At 51.8% G+C, this 18,623-nt stretch carries 17 protein-coding genes and 5 tRNA genes; 5 read left to right on the top strand and 17 right to left on the bottom strand.

Going from position 1 to position 18,623, the window contains the following annotated elements:
- Positions 1-262 precede the first annotated feature (262 nt).
- The 8 genes from RAC60_RS06130 to uvrY form a co-directional block, all read right to left on the bottom strand.
- On the bottom strand, positions 263-502 hold the full coding sequence (locus RAC60_RS06130; protein WP_237166121.1) for a YrhK family protein: 240 nt from the start codon (positions 500-502) through the stop codon (positions 263-265).
- Positions 503-1,136: 634 nt separating this feature from the next.
- Entirely contained in the window at positions 1,137-1,457 is a 321-nt protein-coding gene (locus RAC60_RS06135; protein WP_058702700.1) for a hypothetical protein, read from the bottom strand.
- Between the two features lie 324 nt (positions 1,458-1,781).
- Positions 1,782-1,868, bottom strand: a tRNA-Leu gene (locus RAC60_RS06140).
- Between the two features lie 10 nt (positions 1,869-1,878).
- Positions 1,879-1,952 (bottom strand) — tRNA-Cys (locus RAC60_RS06145).
- Positions 1,953-1,992: 40 nt separating this feature from the next.
- Positions 1,993-2,068 (bottom strand) — tRNA-Gly (locus RAC60_RS06150).
- Between the two features lie 190 nt (positions 2,069-2,258).
- On the bottom strand, positions 2,259-2,807 hold the full coding sequence (gene pgsA, locus RAC60_RS06155; protein ID WP_006118776.1) for a CDP-diacylglycerol--glycerol-3-phosphate 3-phosphatidyltransferase: 549 nt from the start codon (positions 2,805-2,807) through the stop codon (positions 2,259-2,261).
- A 68-nt stretch (positions 2,808-2,875) separates the two neighbouring features.
- Positions 2,876-4,708, bottom strand: coding sequence for an excinuclease ABC subunit UvrC (gene uvrC, locus RAC60_RS06160; RefSeq protein WP_058702701.1), 1,833 nt, complete (start codon positions 4,706-4,708; stop codon positions 2,876-2,878).
- Positions 4,701-5,360, bottom strand: a complete 660-nt coding sequence (gene uvrY, locus RAC60_RS06165) for a UvrY/SirA/GacA family response regulator transcription factor (RefSeq protein WP_006118774.1) — start codon at positions 5,358-5,360, stop codon at positions 4,701-4,703. Before uvrY ends, uvrC begins: the two co-directional genes overlap by 8 nt.
- Before the next feature lie 431 nt (positions 5,361-5,791).
- Between uvrY and RAC60_RS06170 the strand changes: the two genes are divergently transcribed.
- The gene (locus RAC60_RS06170) at positions 5,792-6,016 is read left to right on the top strand and encodes a DUF2594 family protein (RefSeq protein WP_006118773.1); all 225 of its coding nucleotides are present in this window, start codon (positions 5,792-5,794) and stop codon (positions 6,014-6,016) included.
- Between the two features lie 33 nt (positions 6,017-6,049).
- Here RAC60_RS06170 and RAC60_RS06175 read toward each other — a convergent pair whose 3' ends face one another.
- The 3 genes from RAC60_RS06175 to RAC60_RS06185 all read right to left on the bottom strand — a co-directional run bounded on the left by RAC60_RS06175 (position 6,050) and on the right by RAC60_RS06185 (position 9,109).
- Positions 6,050-6,661, bottom strand: a complete 612-nt coding sequence (locus RAC60_RS06175; RefSeq protein ID WP_006118772.1) for an acyl-homoserine-lactone synthase — start codon at positions 6,659-6,661, stop codon at positions 6,050-6,052.
- 121 nt (positions 6,662-6,782) lie between these two features.
- Positions 6,783-7,505 (bottom strand): transcriptional regulator SdiA, encoded by a 723-nt coding sequence (sdiA, locus tag RAC60_RS06180; protein ID WP_033737592.1) that lies wholly within the window; start codon positions 7,503-7,505, stop codon positions 6,783-6,785.
- A gap of 908 nt (positions 7,506-8,413) precedes the next feature.
- Complete coding sequence (locus RAC60_RS06185; RefSeq protein WP_006118770.1) at positions 8,414-9,109, bottom strand: extensin family protein; 696 nt, start codon at positions 9,107-9,109, stop codon at positions 8,414-8,416.
- Between the two features lie 285 nt (positions 9,110-9,394).
- Between RAC60_RS06185 and cycA the strand changes: the two genes are divergently transcribed.
- Complete coding sequence (gene cycA / locus RAC60_RS06190) at positions 9,395-10,789, top strand: D-serine/D-alanine/glycine transporter (RefSeq protein ID WP_039341206.1); 1,395 nt, start codon at positions 9,395-9,397, stop codon at positions 10,787-10,789.
- Between the two features lie 39 nt (positions 10,790-10,828).
- On the opposite strand, the gene RAC60_RS06195 is transcribed toward cycA, so the two are convergent.
- The 3 genes from RAC60_RS06195 to RAC60_RS06205 form a co-directional block, all read right to left on the bottom strand.
- Positions 10,829-11,803: a metal-dependent hydrolase gene (locus RAC60_RS06195; protein ID WP_039341209.1), complete on the bottom strand. Its 975-nt coding sequence runs from the start codon at positions 11,801-11,803 to the stop codon at positions 10,829-10,831.
- Positions 11,804-11,850: 47 nt separating this feature from the next.
- A complete protein-coding gene (gene rutR, locus RAC60_RS06200) occupies positions 11,851-12,486 on the bottom strand; it encodes an HTH-type transcriptional regulator RutR (protein WP_033737596.1) in 636 nt (211 codons plus the stop codon).
- Positions 12,487-12,620: 134 nt separating this feature from the next.
- Positions 12,621-13,526 carry a DMT family transporter gene (locus tag RAC60_RS06205; protein WP_058702702.1) on the bottom strand — a complete coding sequence of 302 codons (906 nt, stop codon included), beginning with the start codon at positions 13,524-13,526 and terminating at the stop codon, positions 12,621-12,623.
- A 469-nt stretch (positions 13,527-13,995) separates the two neighbouring features.
- Between RAC60_RS06205 and wrbA the strand changes: the two genes are divergently transcribed.
- From wrbA to RAC60_RS06220, 3 genes are read left to right on the top strand one after another with little or no spacing between them, the layout of a single operon-like run.
- Positions 13,996-14,595 (top strand): NAD(P)H:quinone oxidoreductase, encoded by a 600-nt coding sequence (wrbA, locus tag RAC60_RS06210; protein WP_006118683.1) that lies wholly within the window; start codon positions 13,996-13,998, stop codon positions 14,593-14,595.
- 20 nt (positions 14,596-14,615) lie between these two features.
- The gene (locus RAC60_RS06215) at positions 14,616-14,846 is read left to right on the top strand and encodes a YccJ family protein (RefSeq protein ID WP_006118682.1); all 231 of its coding nucleotides are present in this window, start codon (positions 14,616-14,618) and stop codon (positions 14,844-14,846) included.
- A 55-nt stretch (positions 14,847-14,901) separates the two neighbouring features.
- Positions 14,902-16,275 (top strand): NAD-dependent succinate-semialdehyde dehydrogenase, encoded by a 1,374-nt coding sequence (locus tag RAC60_RS06220; protein WP_375093023.1) that lies wholly within the window; start codon positions 14,902-14,904, stop codon positions 16,273-16,275.
- 67 nt (positions 16,276-16,342) lie between these two features.
- On the opposite strand, the gene agp is transcribed toward RAC60_RS06220, so the two are convergent.
- The 3 genes from agp to RAC60_RS06235 all read right to left on the bottom strand — a co-directional run bounded on the left by agp (position 16,343) and on the right by RAC60_RS06235 (position 18,458).
- Positions 16,343-17,950: a bifunctional glucose-1-phosphatase/inositol phosphatase gene (agp, locus tag RAC60_RS06225; protein ID WP_375093025.1), complete on the bottom strand. Its 1,608-nt coding sequence runs from the start codon at positions 17,948-17,950 to the stop codon at positions 16,343-16,345.
- 261 nt (positions 17,951-18,211) lie between these two features.
- Positions 18,212-18,299: transfer RNA gene (locus tag RAC60_RS06230), tRNA-Ser, on the bottom strand.
- Between the two features lie 71 nt (positions 18,300-18,370).
- Positions 18,371-18,458: transfer RNA gene (locus RAC60_RS06235), tRNA-Ser, on the bottom strand.
- Between the last annotated feature and the right edge of the window lie 165 nt (positions 18,459-18,623).

Consider the following 18,623-nt stretch of genomic DNA (forward strand, 5'->3'; position numbering starts at 1 on the left):
CGGCCCCTAGTGGCAAAAGACACAGCCACACGTCCATCCCCCGCCGCGGCCTCCGCCCCACCCCCCGGGTCAGCCACTGGCCCCACCACCGGCAGGCACCGTTGCACCACCGCCGCCTGCATCCGGGCAGCAACCGCCACCACCGCCCGCCCGCACCTGGTGATCTCCTGAAATCGCCTCACCTTTCATTTAGCCTGCCTGAGTCGTTCATATATCAGGCAGGCTGAATGCGTTTATCTGTCGGTGATACAGGGGTAAAGGACTACTGAGGTTTTTGTGGATGTTGATCGATGCGCTTTACGTGTACCAGTTCTGCCAGGGTGATTGCCGGGCGAAGTAATAACTGAAGGCTCCCCACGACAAATAACCATGTTCCACCTGTCATCAGCGAGTCGAAGAAAAACAGGATGCTGCCCGTCAGGAACCATACTGCGATAAAGAGATCGTTGAGCGCGCCAAGAGCGCGGTAACGTCGAGCGATGATGATATGATCTGAACCCACAGTGATTTCTGCTTTGTTTCCCGGCACGGCTTGCCCTTCTCTGAATAATGAAATGACTGCAGACAAGATTAGTACACAGAGAAGAAAGGTAACCTGCTGGCCTCAGCCTGTCCGCCACAGTAACCTCGCCGCGCGGGAAAAAAGTCGTATCCGACCGTAAGAACATATCGTTTAACGCCTGCCAAAACATCTCCACGCCATTTTTATGTTGATTGTCAGGGAACACACTGCCATTGCTCAAACGACGGATAAGCGCTTAACGGCACCATTAAGTCTTAGGGACACCTGGTCTGAATCTGACTCTGCCGCTTCTGCCAGCACGATCAATCTTGCAAAACCGAATAGCGACATGTTGTAAAAGTCAGTCAACGGGATAAGAACAGAGCACGTTGCCCGCCTTTCGCACCGAAGGCTGTCGGCAATATGAAAGGTTTATTTTTTACGGCGGCTAAAGCCTGGCGCGGGATTGCCGATAGTTAGGAGGTAATTGTTAGAACCTTACATTAATAGCCAATTTTGCTATGCCCACATCCGAGTGGGCTTTTTTATGCCTGCAACATACACATCGTGCCTTTTACTGATCAAAAGTTATTCACTTGTATCTAAAAACCCCATTCACTGTATGCTTGCCGGGTCAGCGCATGCTGACAACTGGATTTTCCCTTGTAACGATTTCTGCCTGTGTAACGCAGGTTTTTTTAATGAACGGATTGAGCCGCTTAAAATCCGCAGCCTTCTCAATCTGCCCCTTTTCCTCGCGTTTATTTTGGCCCTGAATGTATTGGTCAAAGGTAATCCATTCCGTTTTGATTGAGAAACGGCAATGATGCGTGACAGGACCGCCCGTAGCCAAAGGCGAAAATACCAGATAATGCCGTCTGTCACCGTCATGTCTGTCAAAACGGGGATTGAGAGCATAGTCAAAACTGTTACTGGTTTTGATACTGTCACCCACATTCAGGACGAGCGTTTTCGGTAATCGATATCATGCTGCCTGTACCCGTAAAGCCTCTCTTTCTCAGTCTACCGGGCTTGTTTCCACTCATCGTGCAGACGTCATCTTGATGCCTTTGCTGGATTGCCAGACGTGGCATGTTATAAAAAACAGCGTCAGGTCAGCACAGAAGGAGACAAACGGCAAAGGGAGAAACGGGTTTAACAGGAGCCTGAGACCAGAATCAGAAATGACATAGCAGGAAGGGCTTATAAAAACAAAAAACCGCCCAAAGAGGCGGCTTAAACGACATTGCTACGACTTGATTTTATGGGTGTTTCAATATGGTGCCCGGGGCGGGACTTGAACCCGCACGACCTTACGATCGAGGGATTTTAAATCCCTTGTGTCTACCGATTTCACCACCCGGGCGAGGTATAACTGGAGGCGCGTCCCGGAGTCGAACCGAGGTACACGGATTTGCAATCCGCTGCATAGCCACTCTGCCAACGCGCCTAAAACCGATTTGCCGCCAGGATTGCCTGGCCAGCGAATTTGGAGCGGGAAACGAGACTCGAACTCGCGACCCCGACCTTGGCAAGGTCGTGCTCTACCAACTGAGCTATTCCCGCATCATCCTACCGTTCAGATAACTCGCTGCTGAAGGGTCAGACTTTACTACGCTTTATCGAACTTACTGATTTTTCTTAGCTTCTGCAGCTGTGCTGCCGTTCGATGCGATGCATTCTACTGAGATGACGCGGTGAGTCAATAAAATTATCCCCACATTGCGTCCGTTTGCTGCTTTTTGAATCGCATCGATCACGGTTCGAGCAAATCGCCTCTGGCAGCGCTTAAATACTGGAACATGGACCAGAACGTCAGCACCGCAGCAATGTACAGCGCGACCACGCCAACACCGACCACCATACTGTCCGGACGCCACAGCAGAGCAAAAAGCGAAAACATCTGCGCGGTGGTTTTCACTTTACCGATCCAGGAAACCGCAACGCTGCTCCGTTTACCTATCTCTGCCATCCACTCGCGCAGGGCTGAAATAATAATTTCACGGGCGATCATCGTGGCAGCGGGCAGCGTGATCCACCAGGCATGGAAATATTCCGCAACCAGTACCAAAGCAATGGCCACCATCACCTTATCCGCCACCGGATCGAGAAACGCACCAAAGCGGGTTGTCTGCTTCCAGCGGCGAGCCAGGAAGCCATCGAACCAGTCGGTCACGGCGGCAACAACGAAAATCAACGCGGTAACAAAGGGCGCCCAGTGGAAAGGCAGATAGAAAGCCAGCACAAAGAACGGAATAAGAACGACGCGAAACAGGGTAAGACAGGTCGGAATGTTAAATTGCATATGCTGGTAACTGTCTGGATTGGGTGGTGTTTAACGTATGTTCCTACATTGCCCCCCCTGTTTCAATGCTAGTGTTTCAACGAGTAGTAGATTTTTTCCGCCAGCGCATGCGATATACCGGGCACATTGGCGATCTCCTCGACCGACGCATTCATCAACGGTTGCAGGCCGCCCATGTACTTGAGCAACTGCTGTCGCCGTTTTGGTCCCACGCCCTCGATACTTTCCAGTGCGCTGGTGTTTTTGACTTTGGCCCGTTTTTTACGGTGCCCTGAAATTGCATGATTGTGAGCGTCATCACGAATATGCTGAATGACATGAAGCGCTGGCGCATCGGGTGACAGAGAAACGCCCTCGCCTTCTGGCTCGAAAAATAAGGTTTCCAGACCGGCTTTACGATCAGTGCCCTTTGCAACGCCCAGCAAAATGGGGCGGGATTTATCCCAGGGCACGTCCAGCTCTGCAAACACCTGTTTTGCCTGTGCCAGCTGACCTTTGCCCCCATCTATCAGGATCACATCGGGAATTTTTTCTTCCTCAATCGCTTTGCCATAACGGCGGCGTAGCACCTGATTCATGGCCGCATAGTCATCGCCAGGTGTGATGCCGGTGATGTTATAACGACGGTAGTCAGCACGAAGCGGGCCGTTTTGATCAAACACGACGCAGGAAGCGATGGTTTGTTCACCCATGGTATGACTGATGTCAAAACACTCCATGCGGCCAATCTTCTCCAGTTTGAGAAATTCGGCCAACGCGGTGAGGCGCTGATGAATCGTGGAATGCTGCGAAAGACGCGTTTTTAATGCCGAACCGGCATTGGTCCGAGCCAGCTTGAGGTAACGCGCGCGATCGCCGCGGGGTTTACTTTGAATGTTTACCCGTCGACCGGCTAATTCTGTCAATGAGTCTGCTAGCAACTCACGTTCGGGCAAAGTGAAATCGAGTAAAATCTCGCTGGGCAAGGTGCGCATTTCGCTGCCCTGCAAATAGAACTGCCCGACGAAGGTCTGGACGACTTCAGCCAGGTCCGTATCCGCGGGCACTTTGGGAAAATAGCTTCGGCTTCCCAGTACTTTCCCCTGGCGGATAAACAGGACGTGCAAACACGCCATTCCGGCGTCATAGGCAACGCCAATCACATCCAGATCGTCGCCCTGATTAGAGACAAACTGCTTCTCGGTAATGCGTCTGACGGCCTGAATCTGATCGCGCAGCCGGGCCGCGTCTTCGAAGCGCAGCGACTGACTGGCCTCTTCCATGCGCGTCACCAGCAGATTCAGCACCTGATCGTCTTTGCCCGCTAAAAACAGTCTGACGTAATCTGTCTGCTGGGCGTATTCCTCCTCACTGACCAACCCTGTCACGCAAGGGCCAAGACAGCGGCCAATCTGGTACTGCAAACAGGGGCGCGTGCGGTTGCGGTAAACGCTGTTTTCACACTGCCGTATCGGAAAGACCTTTTGCAGCAACGCCAGCGTTTCTCTTACCGCATAACCATTAGGAAACGGACCGAAATACTCCCCTTTGGCGTGCTTAGCGCCCCGGTGCATTGCCAGACGCGGGTGTGTGTCGCCACTCAGAAAAATGTAGGGGTAGGATTTATCGTCACGCAACAGAACGTTATAGCGCGGTTGATAAAGCTTGATGTAATTATGCTCAAGCAACAACGCTTCGGTTTCAGTGTGGGTTACGGTGACATCAATGTGATGGATGTTACTTACCAGCGCTTCGGTTTTTCGGCTACCCACCTGGGTGCGAAAGTAGCTTGTCAGTCGCTTTTTCAGATCTTTCGCTTTGCCGACATAGATAACCGTTCCGGACAGATCGTACATCCGGTAAACACCTGGCTCGCTGGTGACCGTACTGAGAAAATTTTTTGGATTAAAGAGGTCACTCACTACTGATTAATGGCTCCGCATTGAACAGGCCATGTCTGATGGCCAGATGCGTTAACTCTACGTCGCCACTGATATTCAGCTTACTGAACATTCTGTAGCGGTAGCTGTTAACGGTTTTAGGACTGAGATTCAGCTGCTCGGAAATTTCCGTCACCTTTTGTCCTTTGGTGATCATCAGCATAATCTGCAATTCCCTTTCCGACAAACAGCTGAAGGGAGATTCGGCTTTTTGCGGCTCAATCTGGCTTAACGCCATTTGCTGAGCAATGTCCGAGGCAATGTAGCGTTGGCCGGCCTTAACCGAACGAATCGCGTTCACCACTTCCTGCGGCGCGGCACCTTTACTCAGATAACCTGCCGCACCGGCCTGCATCACTTTGGCAGGCAGCGGGTTTTCAGTGTGAATCGTCAGCATAATAATTTTGATATCCGGGTTGTAGCGCACAATTTTGCGCGTGGCTTCCAGCCCACCGATACCCGGCATATTCATGTCCATTAAGATGACGTCAACCTGATTAGCCCGACACCACTTAACTGCATCTTCGCCACAACACGCTTCGCCAGCGATCACCAGACCTTTGATATCTTCAAGAATACGGCGGATGCCGGCACGTACCAGCTCATGGTCATCGACAAGAAGGACAGTGATCAACGCGAAGCACTCCGCAGCTAATAAAGAGGTAGCATTTAACGATTGCAAGCGGCAATCATACCTGTTTTTGCATTAAAAGCACAGATACAAAGTGGCAGGTCAGATCGCGTCAGTGTTTTATCTTCATGCAACCTGGCTCTGTTCTTGTTTACGCCTGCACGAACAGACATGACAGCCTGCATAATGTAAAAAAAAATGTTTTATCAATCAGTTACAACAATCAGACGATATTGTATTTATGAGATTTTTACCGAACTGCGACGCTCTCCTCAGCTACTATTCACATCCGTGATTAATTAATATGACTGAACTGACATAGTTAAACAGCCTGCGTTGCCCACGCTAACAGCAAGTGGTCTTTCGTGTGATATACTCACCGATTGCTGCGCGTAAAGATTGTAGAGACGATGTTAATCACCAAGGAGAAATTCATGAGCGATGAAGATTTCGCTACCTCGCAGGAAACGCAAAAATTATCTGATGAAGTGGCTTGCCTTAAGATGATGATTACTTTGATCCTGAAAGGGATGGGCCAGGCTGATGCTGGAAAAGTAATCATTAATATGGAACGTTATGTGAAAACACTGGGCGAAAAGCCGCAGGCAGACGTGTTCAGTAACACCATTAAACAAATCAAAGCGGCTTATCGCCAGTAATGGCTTGTGCTGCCCCCGCCCGGGGGCAGCGCGCTAACCGTTCGAATGCCAGTTAACGGACACGCCGAGTGAAGGCAGCACCTCTTCCGGGCTGAAACGCCGCGTACCACGGTATTTCTCTGCCAGCGCAGGTTGACTGACGGGGATACGGATGGCAAAGAGATTATCCTCTGACAGAATTAAACCCGGCGTCAGAGGTTCATAGACGACCTGATGTTCTTCAAACATTTTTTCCAGCATCGGCGTAGCCGAACTGATAATGCATTCAATGCCGTTCAGCTCCGCCAGCTGTACCGCATGCCACAGAATATTGAGCGGTAGCTCAGGATCCACTTCCAGTCGTGCAGAGAAGCGGGACATTTCCCAGACCTTTTCATGATCGAACGGCAAAACAATGCCTTCCGTTTGCTCGGGTTCCGTCCAGGGCATCAGGCGGGCGCAGCCGCTAATGCCGCTTCGCACGCTCCAGGCGATTAACCAGGTCACATCAGAGCGGTCATACCGGTCATATTCTTGCCCTGGTGTACTCAGACGCGGTGGAATCGACCAGCCTTCACCCCGCGCAAACACGCTGTAACGGTAGCTGCCAAGTTCGGCAAGCAAAGAGGATGGCATATCCTTTAACTGCGTTTGAACTATTTTCATCATGCGCCTCTGACATCCCCATGTTTGCAATGATTTCTATGCGCCTGCCAAAAGCGCACCCGCGCAGGGTAGAGAAGTCCCTTTAGGTAAGGAACTACTAAAGTTGGCAGTTGCTTTTCTTTTAAATCACACCAATTGCTGCGGCATAGCAGGCAATCTGCGTTTTATTGGAAACATTAAAACGTTTTTTCATATTTTTTTGGTAAAAATTTACGGTGTGTTCAGAAATCGACAAAATAAGTGAAATTTCCTGAGAGGTTTTTCCCTCTGCGGTCCATTTCAAAATTTCCAGCTCACGCTGGCTGAAATCATTTCCCTGAACCATCAGCGCTTCATCATTGAGGCGTTCAAGTAAGCACAAGCTTTGCTCGGCGAGGAAGTGCAACTTTACCTCCAGCTCCACTTGCCGACAGTCAGTAATAAAGGGACGATGCGAACCTATAGATAATATACCAACGGCTCGATTTGACGCCATTGCAGAACAAGAAAATCCGCTCAGCAGCCCAAAATTACCCGCTTCTTGCCACATTTCCTTCGCCGAGCAAAAGAGTTCAGGTGTCCATTCCACCCCTTTTCCAGCACGCAGGCAGCGCTGCAACACGGGGTCAATGGCATAATAATTCCGTTCCTTATAACGTTTAATCCACGCTTCGGGGTAAGTATCATGCAAATAAACTCGCGGACGCGTAAAAGGAACGCGATGCTGGATAAAAAAAGCGAAAAAATCGAAGCCCAGTGACTGGATATAATCCTGTAAAAGCCCCTTTAATTGCGGAGCTGCCGTTAATACCTGAAAGTGCTGTTCGACATTTTCGCGCCAGGAAAAATAATCTTCACCTATCATATTGCCTCAAATTCAACAACTTGCCGGGTATTTCTGATTAACACGTTATGTAATTAATTTACTCTTTGTTGCGACGTCATAAAAAGCATTATTTTCATTCTGGCGACAACGACCTGCAGAGAAAAGGATAAAAATACAGGGTAAGCAAACGCTTCGGGATAACTCAGGCGAGTGCAACAGAGGAAATAATAAGATTTTTCTTATATTTTTTCAATCATTTAACATAGCCATGATCAACAAATCTCACTCGATAAGTTGCGCCCGGCAACCTATTATGCTGAAAAAAAACGCAGATCATATCTTGTAAAACACGATGTCTTTTTCAGGCAATCACCGCCGCATGTTTTCTGCAGTCAGGCAGGGAAAGCACCCCTTTTCTGGTACGCGTTTTACCCGGATCTTTTGGTCCTACAAAAGATGGCTTATTGCTCTGCGTCGTAGGGCAGACGGCCTTACAAGGCCTGTTGAACGGCCTGCATAACGGCACTGCCCGTCTTTACAGGCAAGACGCCTGGCGGATGGCGCAGACCTGTGACCGCTGTCATTTTGGCCTGGTGCGGGCTTGTACAGATAACTTATTTAATAAATAACGCATCTGAAAAGAGAAAAATAATTATTTAACGACACTGTCATCCTCCTTTATTTATGTACAGATAACTCAAATTTATCGCCCTGTTAAAACGGCATCATTCACCCAGTCAGGTAATAATAATGCAGTATATTCTCTCAATTTGGTCATTTAGCAGGCAATGAACGGTGATAACACCGGGTGAATGATTTAAATAACACTGACGCCATGAGAAAAAATAAGCAGATGTGACACCCTTTTTAAAACAGTAAAAAAGCAGAACAGAAGAAAATAATATTAAACCCACGACACAGTTTTACGGTGAAAGTAAAGGTTAATCTCACCTGCAATAACCCGCCCCCCGCATGCCCAGATGAAAATGTGTAGCATGCGCGCGATTATAATCAGGCCCAAGCGCATTACCAAAAAAGTTACAACCCGATCGCCATAATGCATGAAGTAATAGTGATTTCTGGCCAGGTTGTTGCCAGTTTTTTCCTGGCACCAACCGCTCGCCGTTAGCAAGCTGGTAGGCGGTAATATCCCAGGCATCCGCGCTGGCATGTTCACTCAGCCGTCCGGTGGCCTGATGGTAGATGTTGCGGCAGGCATAACTTCCGACATGTTCAATTCGGGTCAGATCACTGCCAGACAGAAGTAACATTTGCTCGCGGCTGTAAGCCACGTACATTGTAGCCGCAACGGCCATTGGGCAACTGGCGAGGAAACTGCTGCTGAGCGAGACGGGCCCAAAATTTTGCAGCCTGAGGGGGCCGGACAACGGACAGGCCCCTGTCACCGCCGGCCGTTGACTGAAACGTACAACGCCGGCCTGCTGTGCACGCTGCATCACGTCAAGACAGGCGGCGGGATCAGTTTGCAGTCTTTTGAGTTTTAATCGCGTCATCCAGCCCGGCGGATCCGTTACAGAGAGTGGCGTAAAGGGATTAAATTGCGCAGGAAGGTGCTGTTTTAACCATGGCAAACTCATCCACCCCACTCCGGTCATGATGATAAGCAGAACAAGTGTGCGCATAGAACCTCTGTAGCTGAAAGAAGCTGTACGGAGGTAGTGTAGAAGCACACGGCAGGATACGCTTAAAAGATGACACAGGGTGATGAAATATTACCTAATCTGACGTAAAAATCGCCAACGTTAAGTGAAAGCGCCGTTTTAATGCCAGCGTTGTCCGATATTGTTAAAAAACAATTACCGTTTTCATTAACACTTCCACTATCTTATGCCAAATTGCTCCCGGCAATCCGGTATTCTCAACAGCCACCAGAGCTGACACAACATCAAGACAGGAAAGACACTTTCATGGTTGATCAATCTACTCAAACGCAGGCGAGCTCACAGGGCGATGACACGCTGCGACGTAATCTTCATAACCGACACATCCAGCTCATCGCTATTGGCGGTGCGATTGGCACCGGTTTGTTCATGGGCTCGGGTAAAACAATTAGTCTGGCAGGGCCTTCGATCATTTTCGTTTACATGATCATCGGCTTCATGCTGTTTTTTGTCATGCGGGCAATGGGCGAATTACTGCTGTCGAATCTTGAGTATAAATCCTTTAGCGACTTTGCGGCTGACTTACTGGGTCCCTGGGCCGGCTACTTCACCGGCTGGACATACTGGTTCTGTTGGGTTGTTACCGGCATTGCCGACGTGGTGGCTATAAGCGCCTACTTCCAGCTCTGGTTTCCCGGCTTTTCGATCTGGATGAGCGCACTGCTATGTGTTTTTGTTTTCCTGGCCTTAAACATTGCCACGGTGAAATTATTTGGCGAGATGGAGTTCTGGTTTGCCATCATCAAGATCGTGGCGATTGTCGCGCTGATCATTACCGGCATTGTGTTGGTGTCCATTCATTACCCGTCGCCGGGTGGTGGCACCGCTGCACTGAGTAATATCTGGGATCACGGGGGGCTTTTCCCGAAAGGACTGAGCGGATTTTTTGCCGGATTCCAGATCGCCGTCTTTGCGTTTGTCGGTATCGAGCTGGTGGGAACAGCGGCGGCCGAAACGCATGACCCGCACAGGGTTTTACCGCGGGCCATTAATGCCATTCCGCTGCGCGTCATTATGTTCTATGTTCTGGCGCTGCTGGTGATTATGTCCGTTACCCCGTGGACCGAAGTGATGGCCGATCGCAGTCCGTTTGTGGAAATGTTCGTGCTCATTGGCCTGCCAGCTGCGGCCAGCATTGTTAACTTCGTGGTCCTGACGTCGGCGGCATCCTCAGCCAACAGCGGTATTTTCTCCACCAGCCGCATGCTGTATGGTCTGTCGCAGCAGGGCGTTGCCAGCCGTGCTTTTGGTCGTTTATCGTCACGCGCGGTGCCCACGACCGGCTTGTTCTTTTCCTGCTTCTGCCTGCTGTGTGGTGTGGCTCTGATTTACCTGATCCCGAATGTGATGACGGTCTTTACGCTGGTGACCACCGTGTCTGCCATTCTGTTTATGTTTGTGTGGACAATTATCCTGTGCAGTTACCTTGCATATCGCAAAAAATTTCCGGAACGTCATGCCGCCTCGACATTTAAAATGCCTTTAGGCAAATTCATGTGCTGGGCATGTATGGCGTTTTTTGTCTTTATACTGGTGCTGCTAACACTGCAGGAAGACACGCGACAGGCACTCATGGTCACGCCGTTGTGGTTTATCCTGCTCGCCGCAGGCTGGCAACTGCGTCGACGCACGCGTCGTTGATATAGAGACTGAAAAAAGCCCGACGCACGTCGGGCTTTTTTATAACCGCTCAAGTATACGATTGACGCCGCGGCGCAGGGCCCGTTCACCAGACGGCAGGCGCTGTGGCTGCAAATCAGGGCTTTCCGCCGTGCCCAAACCAAACGTAAACGTGTAATGGCTCCCTTCTCCCATACGCAAATCTGCAATGGTGACCTGCCCGTCACGCTCATCCATGGCATAAAAGCCATGGCTGAACCAGGCAACACGTTCTGCCAGCCAGTTTCCTTTAAACGGGACGAATAGCTCAGGATGACGCGGCCGCCACGTTACCGTGACAGGACGAGCAGGCGACAGCAAAGACCAGTAAGCCTCGCCATAGCGGTCAGGCGTGATGATGACGCTGCGCCAGACCAGCGTATTGAATGCCGTTGGGGTGACCAACACCTTGTCAGTCGCCACCCCCTGCTGTTCGAGTGAGTGTTTAATGTGTTCATCAGCCACCTGCTGAATGACCATACTCCAGGCAAGGTAGCCGGTACTGAGTGCCAGCCCCGCGTGATTCCAGCGTAATCCCCGTCTGTTACGCCGCCACAAAGCGACACAGAGCCCGATGATAAGCGGCAACGTATAAAGCGGATCGACGATGTACATGCTGCCAATCGCATAAGGATGATCGGTGAGAGGCAGCCCAAGCTGAGTGCCATAGACTGTCATCAAATCAAGAAGGGGATGCGTGATCAGCGCCAGCCAAATAGCAGGCCACCAGGCGATCCATGTCACGCCGGATTTGAACAGCCGCGCGACCAGCGCGGCGAGCAACGGTGAACACAACGTCAGATAGAGTAAGGCATGGCTTTCAGTCCGGTGCAGCGTCATGTTGCGGATAGCATCACCGTGGTCGATAAACACATCCAGATCGGGCAATGTGCCACTGATTGCGCCTACCGCCGCGGCTTGCCAGGCAGGTACGCGCCGCCCCATCACAGCCAGCGCCACGGATGCGCCCAGAACACATTGTGAAACAGAATCCATCACGCCACTCCCTTGTCTGTTACAGGGCTGAGTTTGATCGCGTTTTATTAACGAACGCGAATGCCTTCAATAATAATGCGCTGAACGTTCTCCACTGTTTCCTCGAAGAAAACAGGATTGCTGAGCTGATTCCCCGTGATCGCTTCGACCTGGCTGGCAAAGTCAGCATAATGCTGTGTCGTCGCCCACAGCATAAAGATCAGATGCTGAGGCGCAATCGCCGCCAGCCGTCCTTCAGCTATCCAGCGCTCAATTATCGCTGTTTTGTCGTCCATCAACGTCTTCAGATCGCCGGCCAGTTCACCTTTCAGCAAGGGCGCACCCTGCAGCATTTCCAGGCAAAACAACTTTGATGCCTGTGGATAATCGCGAGAAACCTCCAGCTTAAGGCGAATATACTGACGCACGGCGCGCAACGGCTCCTGCTCGTAAGTCAGGGCACGTAGCGGTGCCAGCCAGACATCCAGGATCTCTTTTAATACGGCAATATAAAGCGCTTCTTTAGAGGGATAGTAGTACAGCAAATTGGTTTTGGAGACGCCAGCCTGCTCCGCGACTTTCTCCAGCCGCGTCCCGTGAATACCAAACTGGGAAAAACAGGTCAGGGCAGCCTGCAAAATTGCCGCACGTTTCGCTGCAACGGCGACCGCACGACGCGTTGGCCCGGGCGTAGCCTTTTTCATACGTTTCTCCTTCACGTTACCGTTACGCATCACGGCAACAGACTGTTTTCAGGCCGTACCGTGCCGACAGCTGTGATATACGGCGCAGGGAAAGGGCTACACTGACTGGGCCATAAGCACTTATTCTCGCGCCACTATTCATCGGAAGAGGCCGATGGCATGCTACGTTTCCAGCGCAACTCACTGACAATGACCCCGCAGACAATCAGGATACCGCCAAGAATGGCAGCGGCCGGCAGACGCTCGCCTGCTAAACGCCCCACCACACCCGCCCAGACCGGTTCACCGGCATAAATGACCGTGGCGCGTGTCGGTGATACGCTGCGTTGAGCCCAGTTCATTGTTACCTGTATCAGCGCACTGGCTGCGCCGAGCCCGACCGCGCTGACTAACAGCGGGGTCGATAACGCAGGCACGGATTCACCATTCGGGATCATAAAGCAGAAGGCACACAGTGAAGCGACAGTCAGTTGAATGAAGGTCACCCGACGCACATCAACCTGACCGGCAAAACGACTGATAAGAATGATTTCTCCGGCAATAGCCAGCGTGCTGAGTAACGTCGCGGCTTCCCCTTGATTCAGCGCAATTCGGCCATCCTGCGGCCCCGCGACCAGAATCAATCCGCAGAACGCCAGTGAAATACCCAACCACGCCATCAGTTTTGGCGGACGGCGCAGAAACAGCCACTGCAACAGCGGCACCACGGGAACATAAAGCGCGGTGAGAAACGCTGACTGACTGCTGGATATCGTCTGCATGCCCCAGGTTTGTAAGCCGTAGCCCCCCGCAATCGTGAGGCCGATCATCGTGCCCGCTTTGACTTCGCGCCAACAGACAGCAGCAAGATAGCGGCGGAAAAAAAACGCCAGTAACAGCGCAGCGGTAGCAAAGCGTAAACCGACAAAGAAGAACGGACCTGAATAATGCATCGCCTGATGCACGATCAGAAACGTTCCCCCCCAGATTACCGTAATAAAAATAAGGACCAGTTCCTGACGCGTAATACCGACGGTCAGTTTGCGAGTCGTATCCGACATAATTCACCTGTATCTGTTTTCAGGCGCTATTGTGATCAGTGATTCGGGCGAATGCAATTCCGTTTCCTGCCGCGTGACTGTCGCCTCGCATCAGGCGGCACCCCGTCACCTGACACGGTCTGGGCTGGAGCGATAACAGGTGAACATACCTGCACCGGTTTGCGATCTTCTGATGCATGAACGTTCAGTGCCACATCGCTTCACGTGAGGCGGCTTGATGTTCATCGAAGGACATGTGCGTGAAAGCCTGTGTGACATTCCACCTTTTAGGTCTCTGGATCGCTGAAAATTACATTTAGAAACAGACTCTACGCTAAGAATTGACTTAAAAGACGACGATTAATCCTTAAAAAAATCCATTCTCAGCATTTTCAGTGTCGTTACGCTGACTGTCTGACCGGTGATTTCTCACAGTCAGGTAAAGCTCTTCTATACTTTTCGATGTGTTGACTAACTCCCGGAGAGATCAATGGCTAAGATTCTGGTGCTTTACTATTCAATGTATGGACACGTTGAAACCATGGCGAACGCTGTCGCAGAAGGCGCACGCAAGGTGCCTGGCGCCCAGGTAGATGTGATGCGCGTCCCTGAAACCATGGATGCACAACGCTTTGCGGAAGTTGGCGGTAAAACTCAGCAATCCGCGCCTGAAGCGACGCCAGAGATACTGCCTGACTACGATGCCATCATCGTGGGCACCCCTACCCGTTTCGGCAACATGTCAGGGCAGATGCGAACATTCTGGGACCGGACAGGCGGCCTGTGGGCCTCTGGCGCGCTCTACGGCAAAATTGCCAGCGTCTTTACCTCCACCGGTACCGGAGGAGGACAGGAACAAACCATTACGTCTGTCTGGACCACCCTCGCCCACCACGGCATGGTCATCGTGCCTATCGGCTATGGCACCAAAGAGATGTTTGACATTTCTGAGGTCCGCGGCGGTACGCCTTATGGTGCCACTACGCTGGCCGGTGGTGACGGTTCACGTCAGCCAACCCAGGAAGAATTGATTATTGCCCGTTTCCAGGGCGAACACGTTGCCGGGCTGGCAGCAAAACTTAAGGACTAACCTTCCAGAAGGAGATCAGTATGTCGACGAATCAGTCAAAAGCACATCACGTAGGTGAATGGGCCAGTTTGCGTCACACCTCGCCCGAAATTGCCGAGGCCATTTTTGAAGTCGCAAACTATGACGAGCGCCTGGCGGAAGAGATCTGGCGTCAACAGGGAAGCGATGACGTATTAATCCGCGCGTTTGAAAAAACCGATCAGGACGTCCTCACGTGGGACGACAAAACGGTTGAGCGAAAGAACGTCTGACGGCATGGCGGGCCTGGCCCCGCCCTTTTTTTTATCGTTGACCACGGAGAATTCTATGTCTTCCTATCAAAGCATCAACCCGGCAAACAATCAGTTAATGAAAAGCTGGCCTTCCCATGACAGCGCGGCCGTGACGCAAGCGCTGGAAACGGCGGATCGGCTGTTCCACTCTGACTGGAGTAAAGGCGCTATTCAGCCACGACTTCAGGTATTGAAAAAACTGGCTGATCTGATTGATGACCGTGCGGAAGAACTGGCGACTATTGCCAGTAAAGAGATGGGCAAGCTGATTGGCCAAAGCCGTGGCGAAGTCAAAATCTGCGCGCAAATCGCCCGCTATTACGCTGAGCATGCAGAACGCATCCTGAAGCCACAACCTTATGAAAGTGAGTTGGGCGACGCCTGGGTTGAGTATCATCCCATTGGTGTGCTGGTTGCGGTCGAACCGTGGAACTTCCCCTACTACCAACTGATGCGCGTGCTGGCACCAAATCTGGCACTGGGTAATCCGGTACTGGCTAAACACGCCAACATCGTGCCGCATTGTGCCGATGTCTTCGAAAAGCTGGTGAAGGAAGCGGGCGCGCCTGAGGGTGCCTGGACCAACCTGTTTATCTCTACCGATCAGGTTGCGGAACTGATTGCCGATGACCGGGTACAGGGCGTGGCTCTGACAGGATCCGAACGGGCGGGAAGCGCCGTTGCTGAACAGGCCGGTAAGCATTTAAAAAAATCCACGCTGGAGTTGGGCGGCAATGACGTCTTTGTGGTCACGGAGGATGCCGATCTGGATGAAGCCGTTCGTCAGGGCGTGCAGGCGCGACTGAGCAACTGCGGTCAGGTCTGTACAGCAGCCAAGCGTTTTATTCTGAACGAGAAGATTGCGGATACCTTTATCGATAAATTCAGTGCGGCGCTTAACGCAGCGGTGTTGGGCGATCCGCTGGATGAGAAAACCACTCTGGGACCGCTTTCGTCGGCTGATGCGCGCGATCGTCTGGTTAAACAGGTTGATGAAGCCGTCGCAAACGGCGCTAAGCTGATCACAGGTGGTAAAGCGGTGGCGGGCGTAGGGTGCTATTACCAGCCCACGCTGCTTACCCATATCACCCGCGATAACCCTGCCTATTTTCAGGAGTTTTTTGGCCCGGTGGCGCAGGTTTATGTGGTCGCCAGTGATGACGAGGCGGTGGCCCTGGCCAATGATTCACACTATGGGCTGGGCGGTTCCGTGTGGACACGCGATATTGCGCGTGGCCGTAAACTGGCCTCCGCCATTGAAACGGGCATGGTGTTCATCAACTCGCAGAGCGACACCTCTGCGGAGCTGCCTTTCGGCGGTGTGAAGCGTTCTGGCTACGGACGCGAACTTTCCGATCTGGGTATCAAAGAGTTTGCGAACCAGAAACTGGTGGTTGTGGCCGGATAAGCGCAGCCTGAAGCGTAAAAAAAACCCCGTCTTAACGGGGTTTTTTGTTTTCAGTGACCGAAAGATATTAGTTGGCTGCAGCGGGCTGCTTCGCAGGACTGCTATCTGTTTTATTTTGCGCGTTGGCGGCGTTTTCCGCTTTGGCTTTGTCATCCGCCGCTTTCTGAGCAGCAGCCTTATCAGCGCTGGCCTTCTCATCCGCCGCTTTTTGCGCAGCGGCTTTATCCGCGGCGGCTTTATCAGCTTTCGCTTTCTCGTCAGCCGCTTTGTCCGCCTTTACCTTATCGTCAGCCGCTTTCTGGGCAGCAGCGCTATCAGCCGTCGCCTTATCGGCGCTGGCTTTATCGTCAGCTTTTGACGCCGCAGGATTCGCCGCGCCCGCGTTGGCACTGGCCGCTGGCTGCTCTGCCGCCGCCGGTTGCAACGCGGTCCCCTGCAGCGCGCTGTTCAGCACCTGGGTAAACTGCTCCCAGCTGCAGTAACCGTTCGCGTCAGTCGGACAACCCGCCAGTTGCAGGGTGACGCGCTTCGGTGGCGTTTTCAGACTTAACACTTGGGCATCGCGCAACTGATCGGCGGTCTGATACACGTATTCCATCTTCAGCAGGTCTTTGTTGTTTTTGGCATCATGCCAGCGTTCAAACACCACCTGTCCACCAATGGGCGTTTTCTCATAAGTCTCTGGCAGATCATAAGGTTTGACCTGTAAGGCGCTCAATAATGACGCTATGTTGGAGTCATGCCCTACCATCAGGGTCACTTTGGGTGAGTCAGCTTTATCCTGATCGATGAGCTGGCTGCGGATATAGTCCACCAGCGGAGCCGCGACGTTGCGTGCCACATCTGGTGTGGTAAACAGCGTGTCCTGATAACCGTTTTTAATCGCTGACAGTGACTGCCACTGCTCAGGGGTTTTAATTTGCCCCCAGGCAACCTGATCCAGCGGAAAGCCTTCGTAATATTGCAGCGTAAAGGCATCCATGAGGGAATTCCCCACTTTCAGCGGTCCGTTCACGCCAGGCTCTTTGCCGTTTTCAACAATAAAGGTATTTTGCCCACTGCTCAGATCGCACTGCTTTTTGTTATTACAGGCCGGAGAAGACTTGTAGTCGACAATTTTGTCCAGACGCTGATACGCTGGCTTCAGGGCCAGCTTCTCATTAGCGGCAGTCATGTCCGCCAGCGCTTTTTTGATGAATTCTTCATTGCCGTCGGTGATCACGGGATTAAATACCGGATCCATGCTGCCCATTTCATCCTGATGGGTCACCGCAATATCACAGCCCGGGAAGGCACCATTTACAAAAAACTGGGCCGTAGCTACGGTACGTTGCAGGCTGTTTGCGTAGACAAACACACTGTTGCTGTCCGGACAGGCGCCGTTCTTCACCAGGCCCTGCTGCGCAAGCCACTGGCGCGTGTAGTTACCCATATAGACTTCCAGCACGCCACCTTTGGTGGTCAGTTGCCCGCCGGGCACCTCCCACTCTGGCCAGCTTTTTTTGGTGGACTGTGCCAGTACGCTACCGTTATCCGCAAGCGGCGCACGCAGATTATGGCGGCTAAACATCAGTACCTGCTGGAGCTGCATCTCGTTATCCGCGGCGTGGGCCAGCGTCCCGATCGGTAATGCAGCGAGTACCGACAATGCGCAAAGACTCAGTTTCTTGATCATTGTGCCTATTCCATTCATTCAGTAAAAAAACACTCTGGCTATCAACCGATTAGCTCGCCATAGAGCGACGTGACGGATAGTGTAACTCAGCTTGCCCCTGAAAAGCGCCAGGTGACAGTAAAAACAATTACTGGACTATAGCAGAGATACCGGACGCGGGTAAAAACAGTCCAGTTTACTGAAAAGGCAGGGATAATAATGAAGAAATGTGTCAGGCACGTAAAACGAAACAGGCCAGCACGCTGTGCTGGCCTGTGAATGTGGCGGAGGAAGAGAGATTCGAACTCTCGGATGGTTTCCCATCGGCGGTTTTCAAGACCGCTGCCTTAAGCCGCTCGGCCATCCCTCCGGGTTGTCATACTACTGCAAAGGCAAGATGCGATAACGCTGTCTTGCCACTTCACTCTTAAAGAGGTGAAGTGGCGGAGGAGGAGAGATTCGAACTCTCGGATGGTTTCCCATCGGCGGTTTTCAAGACCGCTGCCTTAAGCCGCTCGGCCACCCCTCCGCAATGACGCGCACTATAAACATCCCCTATGGAGATGTAAAGCCTGTGATAATCCGTTCGCCTGAAAAACAGTCAAAAAAGCGTTATTCGTTGTCAAAATCGCCAGTGTGCTCAAAGAATTAGCGTTTTTTTCGCGTAAAGAAGGGTAAAACCTCTTTTCCCGCT

The organism is Pantoea sp. BR_17 (assembly GCF_041955125.1).
Classification (GTDB): Bacteria; Pseudomonadota; Gammaproteobacteria; order Enterobacterales; family Enterobacteriaceae; genus Pantoea; species Pantoea stewartii.

Bases quoted from the DNA above. Each gene is read 5' to 3' on its own strand.
- RAC60_RS06185 (WP_006118770.1), bottom strand. From the start codon at position 9,109: ATGCGCACACTTGTTCTGCTTATCATCATGACCGGAGTGGGGTGGATG.
- sdiA (WP_033737592.1), bottom strand. From the start codon at position 7,505: ATGATAGGTGAAGATTATTTTTCCTGGCGCGAAAATGTCGAACAGCAC.
- RAC60_RS06195 (WP_039341209.1), bottom strand. From the start codon at position 11,803: ATGGATTCTGTTTCACAATGTGTTCTGGGCGCATCCGTGGCGCTGGCT.
- wrbA (WP_006118683.1), top strand. From the start codon at position 13,996: ATGGCTAAGATTCTGGTGCTTTACTATTCAATGTATGGACACGTTGAA.
- RAC60_RS06220 (WP_375093023.1), top strand. From the start codon at position 14,902: ATGTCTTCCTATCAAAGCATCAACCCGGCAAACAATCAGTTAATGAAA.
- RAC60_RS06205 (WP_058702702.1), bottom strand. From the start codon at position 13,526: ATGTCGGATACGACTCGCAAACTGACCGTCGGTATTACGCGTCAGGAA.
- RAC60_RS06175 (WP_006118772.1), bottom strand. From the start codon at position 6,661: ATGAAAATAGTTCAAACGCAGTTAAAGGATATGCCATCCTCTTTGCTT.
- agp (WP_375093025.1), bottom strand. From the start codon at position 17,950: ATGATCAAGAAACTGAGTCTTTGCGCATTGTCGGTACTCGCTGCATTA.
- cycA (WP_039341206.1), top strand. From the start codon at position 9,395: ATGGTTGATCAATCTACTCAAACGCAGGCGAGCTCACAGGGCGATGAC.
- pgsA (WP_006118776.1), bottom strand. From the start codon at position 2,807: ATGCAATTTAACATTCCGACCTGTCTTACCCTGTTTCGCGTCGTTCTT.
- RAC60_RS06215 (WP_006118682.1), top strand. From the start codon at position 14,616: ATGTCGACGAATCAGTCAAAAGCACATCACGTAGGTGAATGGGCCAGT.
- RAC60_RS06170 (WP_006118773.1), top strand. From the start codon at position 5,792: ATGAGCGATGAAGATTTCGCTACCTCGCAGGAAACGCAAAAATTATCT.
- rutR (WP_033737596.1), bottom strand. From the start codon at position 12,486: ATGAAAAAGGCTACGCCCGGGCCAACGCGTCGTGCGGTCGCCGTTGCA.